Annotated in this window: 11 protein-coding genes; 1 reads left to right on the forward strand and 10 read right to left on the reverse strand. The window is 75.2% G+C overall.

Annotated features, from left to right (window positions below; genetic code table 11):
- Positions 1-107: 107 nt before the first annotated feature.
- The 4 genes from IEY37_RS00245 to IEY37_RS00260 all read right to left on the reverse strand — a co-directional run bounded on the left by IEY37_RS00245 (position 108) and on the right by IEY37_RS00260 (position 6,620).
- Positions 108-3,776: a translation initiation factor IF-2 N-terminal domain-containing protein gene (locus IEY37_RS00245; protein ID WP_229673461.1), complete on the reverse strand. Its 3,669-nt coding sequence runs from the start codon at positions 3,774-3,776 to the stop codon at positions 108-110.
- A gap of 263 nt (positions 3,777-4,039) precedes the next feature.
- Positions 4,040-4,861 carry an ABC transporter permease gene (locus IEY37_RS00250; protein ID WP_373298234.1) on the reverse strand — a complete coding sequence of 274 codons (822 nt, stop codon included), beginning with the start codon at positions 4,859-4,861 and terminating at the stop codon, positions 4,040-4,042.
- A 2-nt stretch (positions 4,862-4,863) separates the two neighbouring features.
- A complete protein-coding gene (locus IEY37_RS00255; protein ID WP_188939540.1) occupies positions 4,864-5,694 on the reverse strand; it encodes an ABC transporter permease in 831 nt (276 codons plus the stop codon).
- Positions 5,694-6,620 carry an ABC transporter ATP-binding protein gene (locus IEY37_RS00260; protein WP_373298235.1) on the reverse strand — a complete coding sequence of 309 codons (927 nt, stop codon included), beginning with the start codon at positions 6,618-6,620 and terminating at the stop codon, positions 5,694-5,696. Before IEY37_RS00260 ends, IEY37_RS00255 begins: the two co-directional genes overlap by 1 nt.
- 342 nt (positions 6,621-6,962) lie before the next feature.
- Here IEY37_RS00260 and IEY37_RS00265 point away from each other — a divergent pair, with 342 nt between their 5' ends.
- Entirely contained in the window at positions 6,963-7,241 is a 279-nt protein-coding gene (locus IEY37_RS00265) for a hypothetical protein (protein ID WP_188939541.1), read from the forward strand.
- A 34-nt stretch (positions 7,242-7,275) separates the two neighbouring features.
- On the opposite strand, the gene IEY37_RS00270 is transcribed toward IEY37_RS00265, so the two are convergent.
- The 6 genes from IEY37_RS00270 to IEY37_RS00295 all read right to left on the reverse strand — a co-directional run bounded on the left by IEY37_RS00270 (position 7,276) and on the right by IEY37_RS00295 (position 13,492).
- Positions 7,276-7,881 (reverse strand): GNAT family N-acetyltransferase, encoded by a 606-nt coding sequence (locus tag IEY37_RS00270; protein ID WP_188939542.1) that lies wholly within the window; start codon positions 7,879-7,881, stop codon positions 7,276-7,278.
- Between the two features lie 55 nt (positions 7,882-7,936).
- Positions 7,937-8,362, reverse strand: a complete 426-nt coding sequence (gene ndk, locus IEY37_RS00275; RefSeq protein ID WP_188939543.1) for a nucleoside-diphosphate kinase — start codon at positions 8,360-8,362, stop codon at positions 7,937-7,939.
- A 62-nt stretch (positions 8,363-8,424) separates the two neighbouring features.
- Positions 8,425-8,835: a DUF4233 domain-containing protein gene (locus tag IEY37_RS00280; RefSeq protein WP_188939544.1), complete on the reverse strand. Its 411-nt coding sequence runs from the start codon at positions 8,833-8,835 to the stop codon at positions 8,425-8,427.
- Entirely contained in the window at positions 8,832-10,331 is a 1,500-nt protein-coding gene (locus IEY37_RS00285; protein ID WP_308426352.1) for a bifunctional folylpolyglutamate synthase/dihydrofolate synthase, read from the reverse strand. Before IEY37_RS00285 ends, IEY37_RS00280 begins: the two co-directional genes overlap by 4 nt.
- Positions 10,328-13,042 (reverse strand): valine--tRNA ligase, encoded by a 2,715-nt coding sequence (locus IEY37_RS00290; RefSeq protein ID WP_188939545.1) that lies wholly within the window; start codon positions 13,040-13,042, stop codon positions 10,328-10,330. The genes IEY37_RS00285 and IEY37_RS00290 overlap by 4 nt, the downstream gene beginning before the upstream one ends.
- A 141-nt stretch (positions 13,043-13,183) precedes the next feature.
- Positions 13,184-13,492 (reverse strand): hypothetical protein, encoded by a 309-nt coding sequence (locus tag IEY37_RS00295; RefSeq protein WP_188939546.1) that lies wholly within the window; start codon positions 13,490-13,492, stop codon positions 13,184-13,186.
- Between the last annotated feature and the right edge of the window lie 146 nt (positions 13,493-13,638).

Here is a 13,638-nt window from a genome sequence, read left to right on the forward strand (position 1 = left end):
ACAGGTGCACTGCGGACAATGCAAGGCCCGCTGACGTGCAGCGGGCCACCCACGACTGTACCGCCCGGTGGGCCCGTCGCCAAACAGCGCCGGCGACGGCCCCGGGGTCAGCCCTCCGTGCCGACGGTGGCCCCGGCCGGACCCGCCGGGCGGGACGCCGCCCGCCGCCGGCGGCGCGGCGCCGCCTCCGCCGGCTCGGTGACCACGTGACCGGTCCCGGTGGCGATCGGCGGCAGGGTCACCACCGGTGCCGGCGAACCGTTCGCCGTACCGGCCGGCTCGGGTGCGCCCGCGGGTCGACCGGCGACCCGGCGCCCGCGGCGCCGGCCGGACCGCGGAGCGGACGCGTCGGGACCGTCCGCGTCCACGCCGGAGCCGTCGGCGTCCGCACGGAGATCCGCGGTGCGGGCTTCGGGGGCCGGCGCGGCAGCACCGTCCGGATCGCCGCCCGCCGGGGCGCCGTCGAGGTGGGCAGCGCCGGTGCCGGCCCCCCGGTCGGCCGCAGCGGTGTCGGTGCCCTGCTCCGCGGCGCCGGTGTCCGCGCCCCGCTCCGCGCCCCGTCCGGCGCGCCGGCGACGTCCGTCGGACCCGCCACGCGACCGCACGGGGCCGTCGCCGGCTCCGTCCCGACCGGCGGGCGCGTCCACCGCAGCGGACTCCTGAGCCGGCGTCCGGGATGTGGTCGTCGCGTCCAGCGCCGCCAGGACGGCCTGCACGGCGGCGGAGGCGTCCGACAGCGGACCACCGGTCTCCTCGACCGGAACGGTCCCGCCGTCCTCGTCGGCGGCGTCGCCGCCGACGGGCAGCAGCGCGACGGCCTCGAAGGCGACGACGCCCAGCGCGCCGCCGGCGTCGACGTCGGCGACGCCCGCCGCCACGGCCTCGGTCGCGTCGAGCAGCTCGCCCTCCACGACCTCGACGATCTCGCTGCCCAAACCGACGCCGACCGCGGCGGCGACCGCCGCGGCGTCCGTCCGGGGGGCGGTCTCACCGTGTCCGATGGCCGGCGGCCGGGGACCACGCGGGTCCGGCGGCCGCACCACCCGCACCGGCTCCTTGGCCGGCTCGCGCTCCGCGGCGGCCTCGCCCCCGCCGCGCCGGCGCCGGCCCCGACCGCCGCCCGACCGCTCGCCCTCGTCCGTGTCGGCCGACCCGGAGTGATCCACGGGCACGTCGTGCAGCACCAGGCCGCGCCCGCCGCAGTGCGGGCAGGGCTGGGAGAAGGCCTCGAGCAGGCCGGTGCCCATCTTCTTGCGCGTCATCTGGACCAGGCCCAGCGAGGTGACCTCCGCGACCTGGTGGCGGGTCCGGTCCCGGCCCAGGCACTCGGTCAGCCGGCGGAGCACCAGCTCGCGGTTGGACTCCAGCACCATGTCGATGAAGTCGATGACGATGATGCCGCCGACGTCCCGCAGCCGGAGCTGCCGGACGATCTCCTCGGCGGCCTCCAGGTTGTTTCGGGTGACCGTCTCCTCGAGGTTGCCCCCGGAGCCGGTGTACTTACCGGTGTTCACGTCGACGACCGTCATGGCCTCGGTGCGGTCGATGACCAGCGAGCCGCCGGACGGCAGGTGCACCTTGCGCTCCAGCGCCTTGGCGATCTGCTCGTCGATGCGGTACGCCGAGAAGACGTCGGCCGAGCCGCTGCTCTCGTAGCGCGACACCCGGTCGGCCAGCTCCGGCGCGACCGCGGACACGTAGTCCGACACCGCCCGGTAGGCGTCCTCGCCGTCCAGCACCAGCCGCGAGATGTCCGAGTTGAACAGGTCACGGACCACCTTGATCAAGGTGTCCGGCTCGCTGGACAGCTGCACCGGCGCGGTCGTGCGCTGCTCGGCCCGGGCCGAGATGTCCGCCCAGGCCGCCTTCAGCCGCTCGACGTCGCGGGACAGTTCCTCCTCGGACACCCCCTCGGCGGCGGTGCGGATGATCACCCCGGCGTCCTCCGGGACGATCCGGTCGAGGATCGACTTCAGCCGCTTGCGCTCGGTGTCCGGCAGCTTGCGGCTGATGCCGGTCGCGCCACCGCCCGGCACGTACACCAGGAACCGGCCCGGCAGCGAGATCTGGGTGGTGAGCCGGGCGCCCTTGTGTCCGACCGGGTCCTTGGAGACCTGGACCAGCAGGGTGTCGCCGCTGCTCAGCGCGGTCTCGATGCGGCGGGCCTTGCCGGCCAGCCCGGCAGCGTCCCAGTTGACCTCGCCGGCGTAGAGCACGGCGTTGCGGCCGCGCCCGATGTCGACGAACGCCGCCTCCATCGAGGGCAGCACGTTCTGCACCCGGCCGAGGTAGATGTTGCCCATCAGCGACTCGGAGCCGGCGCGCGAGACGAAGTGCTCGACGAGGATGCCGTCCTCCAGCAGCGCCACCTGCGCCAGGTCGCCGCGCTGGCGCACCGCCATGACGCGCTCCACGGCCTCGCGCCGGGCCAGGAACTCCGCCTCGGTGAGGATCTGCGGCCGGCGCCGGGAGTCCCGGGTGTCCCGGCGGCGCTGGCGCTTGGCCTCGAGCCGGGTCGAGCCGCGGACGCCCTGCACCTCGCCGGCCGCGCTGGACGGTCGGCTGGCCCGGACGTGCACGACGGTGTCGTCCGGGTCGTCCTCGCGGGCGCCCTCGCCGGACTCGCCGGCGTCCGACCCGCCGCGACGGCGCCGCCGGCGCCGCCGGCGACCGCCCGACTCCTCGGCGGCGTCCTCCGCCTCCGCGGTCTCCCCGGAGTCCTCGCCCGCCGCCCCCTCGGGGTCGGCAGTCGCGTCGGTGCCGGCGTCCGCGGCGCCATCCGTGGTGGCGGCCCGGTCGCCCGAGGCGGCCTCCGCGGCCGGGTCGTCCGTCCCGCCGGCCGGCGTCGTCGAGTCCGCGGTGTCGGTCTCCGCCTCGGTCTCGTCGCCGGCGCGACCTCGGCCACGGCGACCCCGCCGCCGGCGGCGGCGGCCGCCCGAGCCCTGCTCGGTGTCGTCCTCGCCCAGTTCGGCGGCCGACGTCCCGGCGGCCGGGTCATCGTCGGCGGCGGCCGCGGACGCCGTGGTCGCGGCGTCGCCGGACTCCGGCGTGCCCTCGAGGGCTCCGACCGGGGCGGGCGTGGCCGCCTCGCCCGGCTGGCCCTGCGGCGCCGCGTCGCCGCCGCCACGCCGCCGGGAACGCCGGCGGCCCTGGCCGGAAGCCGCCGCGCCCTCGGACGGGGTCGGCTCGCCGGCGGTCGGGCCCTCGGCGGGCTGCTCGGCAGCGGGGTGCTCGGCGGCGGGCTGCTCGGCGGCGGTCGGCACCTCGGCGGCGGACTCATCGGCGCCGGACCGATCGGCGACCGGGGCGTTGTCGACGTCGCCGAGAGCCGGCTGGTCGGCGTCCTTGCGTGTCCGCCGACCCCGGCGCCGGGCGGCCGGCACCTCGGCCGGCGGCAGGAACAGCGGCGACACCGCCTCGCCGGGGAGCGTCGACGTCCCGCTGTCGGCGGGGACGCCCTCGGGCTGGGTGGTGGACAGCGGGGGCTGCTGACCCTCCTCGCCGGCGTCCGCGGGCGACGTCTGGCCGAGGTCGACCTCGGCGGCAGGGTCGCCGGCCGGGGCGCCGAGCAGGGCGGTCAGCACCTGCGTCGCCCCCTCGGCGGGGACCGACGACGAGGCGGACGCGGCCGGAATGCCGAGCTCGGCCAGCCGTGCCAGCACCTGCTTGGACGTGGTCCCGGCCCGGCGGGCCAGCTCGTGCACCCGGGTGCGGGCCGGCAGGTCTGCCAGCGCGGTCTCGAGGGTGTGCACGTCGGTCGGTGGGGTTGCGCTCACCGCAAGTCCTCTCCTGCCGGTCCCGGGCGCGTGTGAACGCGGCCGCACAGGAACGGCGAACATGTGGGGGGCGTCTCCGCCCCCGTGAAGTCTGCAAGGTCCGGCCCAGCCGTCGCGATGCCGTCCGCCGGCGCCGATGTCCCACTCACCGGGCGGCGGTCCGATCGACGCGGATCAGGGCCGGGTCCGGCCGGGCCGTGACGCCCGACGGACCTCCTCCACTATCGCACACCACCGGATCACGGCCCGTGACCGGCGCTGGCTCAGCGGAGCAGCAGTCGCTCCAGCCGGCGCGCGGTCACCGCCAGCCCGACCACCGCCATGGCCACGAAGTAGAGGCCGTGCAGCAGCAGCGCGGGACCGCCGACCCCCAGGCACAGCCCGCGCATGAGCTCGATGCCGTGGAACAGCGGCAGGCACTCGACCAACAGCTGGACCGGTCGCGGATAGGTGCCCAGGGGGTAGAAGGTCGTCGAGAACAGGAACATCGGCAGGATGGCCGTCTGGATCCACTCCAGGTGCTGGAAGGTCTTGACGTACGAGGTCACGGCCATGCCCACGGCCGCGAAGCCGAGCGCGATGAGCAGCGCGACCGGCACGGCCAGCAGGGCCCACCACGACGCGACCAGGCCCATGGCCAGCATCACCACGACGAACCCGACGGAGTAGAGCCCGCCCCGGATCAACGACCAGGTGATCTCGCCCAGCGCGACGTCGACCGGCCCGAGCGAGGTCGCCAGCATGGCGTCGTACAGCTTGGCGAACCGCATCTTGAAGAACACGTTCGTCGTCGCGTCGTAGATGGCGCCGTTCATGGCGGACGTCGCCAGCAGGCCGGGGGCGATGTACGCGGCGTACGTCACCGGGCCGGCGGCGGTCTCGACGCTGCCGACCAGCGAGCCGAGACCCTGCCCGAGGGCGAGCAGGTAGAACACCGGCTCGAAGAACCCGGACAGGATCACCATCCAGGACCGGCGGTACACCCGCAGCGACCGCTCCAGCAGCACCCGGGAACGGCGGGCGTACAGGTGGAACGGCAGGATCCGCAGCACCAGCGGCGCCGGCGGCCGGAGGCCGGTGGGCACGGTCACCGCAGCAACCTCCGGTCGAACCCGCGGCGCGCGACGGCGACACCGGTGCCGAGCAGCGCCAGCAGCACCACCGCGTGCAGCAGCAGCCGGGCGGCCGGCACCCCGGCGGCGCCGCCGAGTGCGGCGGTCCTGGCCAGCTCGTTGCCGTGCCACAGCGGGGAGACCCAGGCGACCCAGCGCAGGGCCGCCGGGATCCGGTCGACGGGGAAGAACGAGCCGGAGAACAAGGTCATCGGGACGATGACGAACCGGAAGAGCACGTTGAAGACGCCGCCCTCGGACGTCAGCACCGAGTCCAGCGCGAGGATCCAGGCGGCGCAGCCGCAGGCGGTCAGCGTGCCGGACACGACCATCAGCGGTCCCCACCCGCCGCCGGCCGCACCGAACGCCAGCAGCACCAGGTAGTAGAGGACGGCTCCGGTGACCACCCGCAACGCGACGAACAGCAGCTGGCCGTCGGCGATCTGCCGGGGCGAGACCGGGGTCGCCGAGATCCCCAGGAACACCCGGGTCCACTTGAAGCGCGAGTAGGCCGGGTACGCGGACTCCCCCACCCCGACCTGCAGCGCCGCCGCGGTGAGCAGCGCCGGGGCGATGTAGTCGAGGTAGCCGACCCCGCCCAGCGCGCCACCGCCGGACCCGCGGTCGACCAGCGCCCCCAGCCCGAGGCCGAGCGCGAGCAGGTACAGCAGCGGTGCGCCGACCGCCTCGGACAGGCTGGAGACCAGGTAGCGCCGCCAGCCGAGCACCAGGTACTCGACGACGGCCCGGGTGCCCCCGGGCCAGCGGGACGCCGCGGTCGCGGGCGAGGTGTCGTGGACGGTCATCAGTCGACCAGGCTCCGGCCGGTGAGGTGCAGGAAGACGTCCTCGAGGGTCGACCGGCGGACCAGGGCGGACACCGGCCGGACGCCGCGCTCGGTCACCTCGGCCAGGGTGCGGTCGCCGTCCGGCGTGTACAGCAGCAGCCGGTCCGGCAGGGTCTCGACCCGCTCGACCAGCCCGGCCACCAACGGCTCCGCGGCGGTCTGCTCGCCGGGGACGAAGCGCAGCTCCAGCACCTCGCGGGTCGAGTAGCCGGCGATCAGCTCCGCCGGCGACCCCTCGGCGACCAGCACCCCGCCGTCCATGACCACCAACCGGTCGCACAGCTGCTCGGCCTCGTCCATGTAGTGCGTGGTGAGGATCAGCGTCACGCCCTGCTGCTTGAGCCGGAACAGCCGGTCCCACAGCACGTGGCGGGCCTGCGGATCCAGCCCGGTGGTGGGCTCGTCGAGCAGCAGCACCTCGGGCTCGTTCATCAGCGACCGCGCGATGGTCAGCCGCCGCTTCATGCCGCCCGACAGGTTCTCCACCTTGGCGCCGGACTTCTCGGTCAGCTGGGCGAACTCGAGCAGCTCGTCGGCGCGCTGCCAGCAGCGGGCTCGAGGCAGGCCGAAGTAGCGGCCGTAGACGAACAGGTTCTCCCGGACGCTGAGCTCCTCGTCGAGATTGTCCTGCTGCGGCACCACACCCAGCCGGGCCCGGATGGCGACACCGTCCACGGCCGGATCCCGGCCCAGGATGCGCAGCTCCCCCGAGGTCCGGGGCGACACGCACGCGATCATGCGCATGGTTGACGACTTCCCCGCGCCGTTGGGACCGAGGAAGCCGAACGCCTGCCCCGCGGGCACCTCCAGATCGATCCCCCGGACCGCCTCCACCGTCGCGCCGCCCTTGACCTCGAAGCTCTTGCGCAGCCCGCGGGCGGTGATGACGGAGGGCCTGTCGCCGGGCCGGCCCACCGGTGCGGGACGGCCGGATGTCGCTGCGGTCACGAGGCCGGACGGTACCCCGGGGCACCGACAGCGGACCCCCGGGTTTCGCCGCCGGCGACGGCCGCCCGTGGCCGGGGACACGCACGTCGCAGCCGGTCGCGGAGAGAAGCCGCCCGTACAGTGGGCGTCAAGGATCACCCGAAAGGACGCGGAGGACGGGGCACCCCGGGCGGGGTCCCGGACGTCTAGGCAGCAGACCGCCACCGCGTCCCGCGGTGGGTGGCGACCACGGCGACAGGCCGGTGCCCGGGTGGCGCCGGGACGGCGGGAGGTACGGACGTGCGGAGGCTGAGAGCGGGCGTCGCAGCCGCGCTCGCCGTCCTCGCCGCGTTCGTCACCCTCCTGCTGTGCGCACCGGCGGCCGTCGCCGGAGGTACCGAGACCGTGACGCCGTCCGGGTCCGGTCACCCGCACCACCCCGGCCCGCCCGTCGCGCTGGCCAGCACCGGCCTCGACATCACCGTGCCGGTCGTCGTCGGGCTGTCCACGCTGGTGGCCGGGCTGGTCCTGGTCGCCTGGGCGTTCCTGCGCCGGACGCCGGCGCACCACCGGCACTGACGGCCGCCGGACGCCCGCGCCCGGCGAGCCGGCGTCAGTCCCGCCGCACCGACCGGTCGAACCAGATCTCGTCGCGGTCGTCCCCGGGCGCCACCCGGACGGCGCCGGGAGCCCGGCCCCACTCGGTGAAACCGGCGGCTTCGTAGAACCCCTCCAGACCCTCGCCGCCGCGGGCGGAGAGCGTGACCCGCTCGATCCCACGCTCGGTCGCCAGGTCGAGCAGCCCGTCCAGCAGCCGGCGTCCCAGCCCGCGGTGCTGGTGATCCGGGTCGATCATCAGCATCCGCAGCACCGCGGTGTGCGCGGTGACCCCGGAGCCCGGCACCAGCAGGCCGAATCCGACCAGCGTGCGGTTCTGGAGCAGCACCAGGGACTCGGCCGCGCCCTGGCGGAGCTGCTCGACGACGGGCGCCGCGGCCCGCGCCACCTCGGGGCGCTCGACGGTGGCGACGAAGCCGACCGGGCCGCCGGCCCGGGAGACCCGCAGCCACAGCGTCACCAGCGCGACGGCGAACGCGTGGTCGGCCGCCAGCCGGCCGTGCGGGCCGACCCGGCGCAGCTCGGGGTCGCCACCCGGCGACGTCCTGGCCGCCGCAGCGGAGGCGTCCAGCGGCGCGGCGCCGTCGACGGGCCCGGTCACCGGACGTCCCGGGGCGGGGCCACGGCCAGCGCCGGGCCGACGCCGCCGGCCGCGGTCAGGACTCCGGGAACCACAGCGCGATCTCCCGGGCCGCGGACTCCGGGGAGTCCGAGCCGTGCACCAGGTTGAACTGGGTGATGAGCCCGAAGTCGCCTCGGATGGACCCGGGGGTGGCCTTGTCCACGGGGTCCGTGCCGCCGGCCAGCTGGCGGAAGGCGGGGATCGCCCGGTCGCCCTCGACGACGGCCGCCACCAGCGGCCCCGAGGTGATGAACTCCAGCAGCGACGGGAAGAAGCCCTTGCCCTCGTGCTCGGCGTAGTGCGCGCGGGCCGTCGCGTCGTCCACGGTGCGCAGCTCGAGGCGCGCCAGCCGCAGGCCCTTCCGCTCGATGCGCCGCAGGATCTCCCCCACCAGGCCGCGCTGCACCCCGTCCGGCTTGATGAGCACGAGCGTGCGTTCGGCCTGGCTGTCTGCGGACACGGCGGACCTCTCTGGTCGGTGGCTGGACGGCCGCCGGGACGCGGGCCCGACGGGCCGGCGCGTCAGTCCCCGGGTCGCCCGGGCGGCGGCACCGGAAGCGTACCGGCCGCCTGCCGGCGCCGGAATTCCTGCCGGAACCACCAGAGCAGCGCCCACACGGCGGCGAAGACCACGCCCATCACGCCCAGCGAGGGATTGATGAACCAGCCCAGCACGGTCAGCCCCTGCAGGACGAAGGCGGCGGTGAGGAACCACGGCCGGGAGACGAACGCGCAGAGCGCCACCATCGCCGCGGCCAGCAGGCAGATCAGCAGCACCCCCACGGCACCGGTCCCCGACCCGGTGTTGCGGGCGACCGGGATGGACAGCAGCACCGTGATGGCCTCGAGCACCAGCACCGCCGACATGGCCCCACGCAGCCCGCGCTCCGGGTCGTACGGGCGCGGCGCCGCCGGCGGCCGGGGGTCGGTCATGCCGGGCTCAACCCGGCGAGCGTCCGCCCGTCCCCGGCGCTGACCACGGAGCCGGTGACCACCACACCCGTGCCGGCGGCCGGGACGTCGTCGTCCGCGCTCTCCGCCAGGTCCACCGCCAGGGCGATGGCCGCGTCCATCCGCGGCGCGGTGTGCACCCGCTCCTCACCGAAGACGTCGACCGCCAGCTCCGCCAGGTCGGCCACCGGCAGCGACCGCGGCGACGAGTTCACCGTCACCACCACCGCGTCGAAGCTGTCGGCCAGCGCCTCCAGCACCCCGCGGACGTCCTTGTCGCCGAGCACCGCCAGCACGCCCACCAGGCGGCTGAAGGAGTACTCGGTGGCCAGCGCGGCGGCGAGCGCCCGGGCGCCGTCGGGGTTGTGTGCGGCGTCGACCAGGATCGTCGGCGAGGTGCGCACCCGCTCCAGCCGGCCCGGCGAGGACACCGACGCGAAGCCGTCCTGGACGGCGGCCGCGTCGAGCTGGCGACCGGGCCCGGCTCCGAAAAACGCCTCGACCGCGGCGAGCGCGAGCGCGGCGTTCTGCGCCTGGTGCTCGCCGGCCAGCGGCAGGAAGACGTCCTCGTAGACGCCGCCGAGGCCCTGCAGCGTCAGCCGCTGCCCGCCGACCGCGAAGGCGCGCTCGGCGACGCCGAACTCGCTGCCGAAGCGGGCCACCGTCGCGTCCACCTCGACCGCGCGGCGCAGCAGCACCTGCAGCGCCTCCGGGGACTGCGGGCCCAGCACGGCGACGGCACCGGACTTGATGATCCCGGCCTTGTTGCCGGCGATCTCGGCCACGGTGTCGCCGAGGAACTGCTGGTGGTCCAGCCCGACCGGGGTGACGACGGCCACCCGGGCGTCCACCACGTTCGTCGAGTCCCAGGTGCCCCCGAGACCGACCTCGACGACGGCGACGTCGACCGGCGCGTCGGCGAAGGCCGCGAACGCCATGGCCGTCAGCACCTCGAACTTCGACAGCGGCTGCCCGCCCGCGCGCTCCGCGGCGGCGTCGACCAGGTCGACGTAGGCGGCGATGTCCTCGTAGGCGGCGACGTACCGGTCCGGGTCGATGGGCGTGCCGTCGATGCTGATCCGCTCGGTCACCAGCTGCAGGTGCGGCGAGGTGAACCGGCCGGTGCGCAGCCCGATGCGGCCGAGCAGCGCGTCGATCATCCGGGTGGTCGACGTCTTGCCGTTCGTCCCGGCGACCTGGATCACCGGGAACGACCGCTCCGGGTGGCCGACGACGTCCAGCAGCGCCGAGATCCGGTCCAGCGTCGGGTGGATCTGCACCTCGTTGCGCCGCCGGTCCAGCAGCGCCTCCACGGCCCCGAGAGTCAGCGGCGGGCTCTCCGGGATCAGCAGCGCACCGCTGTCGTCGTCGAGATCGCTGGTCGCGGCGGCGATCTCCGCCTCGTGCGGCGGTACCGGGGTCGCGGCGTCCAGCTCGTCGTCGGGCCAGTCGTCCTGCTCCCCGCCGGGGCCGGTCACGACGCCGCCCCGGCGGCGCCCAGCTCGGCCAGCCGTGCGGTGAGCCGCTCGATGTCCGCCTGCGCCTTGGTGTTCCGCGCCCGGATGCCGTCCACCACGCGCGCCGGCGCCTTGCCCAGGAACTGCTCGTCGCCGAGCTTGCGGCCGGTGTCGGCCAGGTCCTTGCGGGCCACGGCCAGTTCCTTGTCCAGCCGGGCGGTCTCGGCGCCGAGATCGATGGCCTCCGAGGTGTCCAGCGCCACCGTGGCCGTGCCGGAGGACAGCGCGACCGTCACCGTGGCGGTCGCGGTGAACCCGGCACCGGCCGGCTCGAGGCGGGTCAGGGCGGCGGCGACCGCGGCGTGCCCGTCGGCGCCGCTGACCACCGCGGGCACCCGGCGGCCGGGCGCCAGGCCCTGGTCGGCACGGAACCGCCGGACCTGTGTCACCAGCTGCTGCAGGTCCGCCATCCAGGTGTCGGCGTCCGGGTCGGGGTGCCCCCCGTCACCGACACCGTCAGCGCCGTCACCGACACCGTCGGCGCCGGCGGTGTCGGCGGTCGTCGGCCAGGCCGCCACCACCAGGGACTCGCCGCCGGTCAGCGCCGTCCACAGCGACTCGGTGACGAACGGCACGAAGGGGTGCAGCAGTCGCAGCACGGTGTCCAGGACGGTGCCGAGCACCTCGCGGGTCTGCTCGGCGCGCTCGGGTTCGGCCAGCTGGACCTTCGCGACCTCGAGGTACCAGTCGCAGACCTCGTCCCAGGCGTAGTGGTACAGCCCCTCGGCCGCCTTGCCGAACTGGAAGTCGCCCAGCAGCGCGGAGGTCTGGCCCACCACCTCGTCGAGCCGGCCGAGCACCCACCGGTCGGCCGCGGTCGACGCCGCCCGGTCCACCGGCCGCTCGGGCACCCTGGCCCCGTTCAGCAGCGCGAACCTGGTGGCGTTGAACAGCTTCGAGCAGAAGTTGCGCGAGCCGCCGACCCACTCGCCGGCGATGGCCTGGTCGCTGCCGGGGTTCGCCCCCCGGGCCAGGGTGAACCGGACGGCGTCCGCGCCGTAGGTGTCGATCCACGCCAGCGGGTCGACCACGTTGCCGCGGGACTTGGACATCTTCTTGCCGTTCTGGTCCCGGACCAGGCCGTGCAGCGCCACGGTGCGGAACGGCACCACGTCCTGCTCCGGACGCTCCGGCCCCATGGCGTACAGCCCGAACATCATCATCCGGGCCACCCAGAAGAACAGGATGTCGTAGCCCGTGACCAGCACGCTGGTCGGGTAGAACGCCTGCAGCGTCTCGGTGTCCTGCGGCCAGCCCATGGTCGAGAACGGCCACAGCGCGGACGAGAACCAGGTGTCCAGCACGTCGGGGTCCTGCGTCCAGCCCTCACCGGGCGGCTCCTCGTCCGGCCCGACGCAGCGGACCGCGCCGTCCGGCCCGTACCAGACCGGGATCCGGTGTCCCCACCACAACTGTCGGGAGATCGTCCAGTCGTGCATGTTGTCGACCCAGTCGAAGTACCGCGCGGCCAGCTCCGGCGGGTGGATCCGGGTGCGGCCGTCCCGGACGGCGTCGCCGGCGGCCCGGGCCAGCGGGGCGACGCGGACGAACCACTGCAGGCTCAGCCGCGGCTCGACCACGTCGTCCGAGCGGGAGCAGTGCCCGACCGAGTGCACGTACGGCACCTTCTCGGCCACCACCCGGCCCTGCGCGGCCAGGTCGGCCTTGACCGCGGCGCGCGCCTCGAACCGGTCCATGCCGTCGAAACGCGTCCCGGTCCCGGTGATCCGGGCGTCCTCGGTGAGGATGGTCGGCATCGGAAGCCCGTGCCGGCGGCCGATCTCGAAGTCGTTGGGGTCGTGCGCCGGTGTCACCTTCACCGCGCCCGTGCCGAACTCCGGCTCGACGTGGTCGTCGGCCACCACCGGGATCTCGCGGTCGACCAGGGGCAGCCGCAGCATGCGCCCGACCACGGCCGCGTACCGCGGGTCGTCCGGGTGCACCGCGACAGCCGTGTCACCGAGCAGGGTCTCGACGCGCGTGGTGGCGATGACCACCGACCACGGCTCCTCGCCCGGCGCGGTCACCCCGTCGTAGCGCACGGACACCAGCTCGCCGGCGTCCTCGCGGTGCTCGACCTCGATGTCGGACAGCGCGGTCAGGCACCCCGGGCACCAGTTGATGATGCGCTCGGCCCGGTAGATCAGTTCGTCGTCGTACAGCCGCTTGAAGATGGTCTGCACCGCCGCGGACAGGCCCTCGTCCAGCGTGAAGCGCTCCCGATCCCAGTCGACCGAGTCGCCGAGCCGCTTCATCTGGCCGAGGATCGCCCCGCCGGCGTCGCGCTTCCAGTCCCAGACCTTCTGGACGAACAGCTCGCGGCCGTAGTCGTGGCGCGTCTTGCCGTCCCTGGCCAGCTGCCGCTCGACGACGGTCTGGGTGGCGATCCCGGCGTGGTCCATGCCGGGCAGCCACAGCACCTCGTCGCCGGACATCCGGTGCCAGCGCGCCAGGATGTCCATGATCGTGTGATCGAGGGCATGCCCCACGTGCAGGTCGCCGGTGACGTTCGGCGGCGGCAGCACGATCGAGAACGGCCGCCGCTCCCCGGACAGCACCCGCCGCGGGTCGGCGTGGAAGTACCCCGCGTCCAGCCACCGCCGGTACAGCGCTACCTCGACGACCGCCGGGTCGTACTGGGCGGGCAGCGGGGTCGGCGCGGTGGCGGTCACCGCACCAGTTTAGGTGCGTGGCACCGCCCGGCGGCCCCGCCGCCGGGCTGGGACCGGGCCGGTTCCGGGCCGCCACCAGGCCGGTACCGGACCGCCGCCGAGCCAGGCCGGGGCCGGGCCGTCACCGAGCCGTGCGGCCGGTCAGACCGTGCCCACCACGGTCCGCCAGCGCACCGGGCCGTAGACGACCCGCTCGCCGTCGAGCAGCACGACGGCCGACGCCCCGTGCCGGGCCAGCCACTCGCCGCGCGCCGCCAGCCAGTCCTCGGCCTCCTCGCGGCAGGTGAAGTGCGGCGTGCGCACCGGCACGGCGACCCCGGCCGGAGTGGCGGCCACCCAGCGCCACCGGCGCTCGAGTCCCGCCCGCGCGGCGGGAATCCGTTCCACGTGCACCGTCATCGAGCTCACCCACTCCGCGGCCGGGACGAGGGCGCCGGTCGGCGCCGTCACCGACGACGGTGCTCCGGGCAGGTGTGGCCGCACTGTGGCCGGTCTGGGCGCGGTCCGGGAAGGACATGGCGGACGTGCGGGAACCCGGTGGGCGGCGCACCGGAGCCGGAAGCCGGCACGGCCCGGGGTCAGGTCCGGTCAAGTCG

This window comes from Nakamurella endophytica, from assembly GCF_014646215.1.
Classification (GTDB): Bacteria; Actinomycetota; Actinomycetes; order Mycobacteriales; family Nakamurellaceae; genus Nakamurella; species Nakamurella endophytica.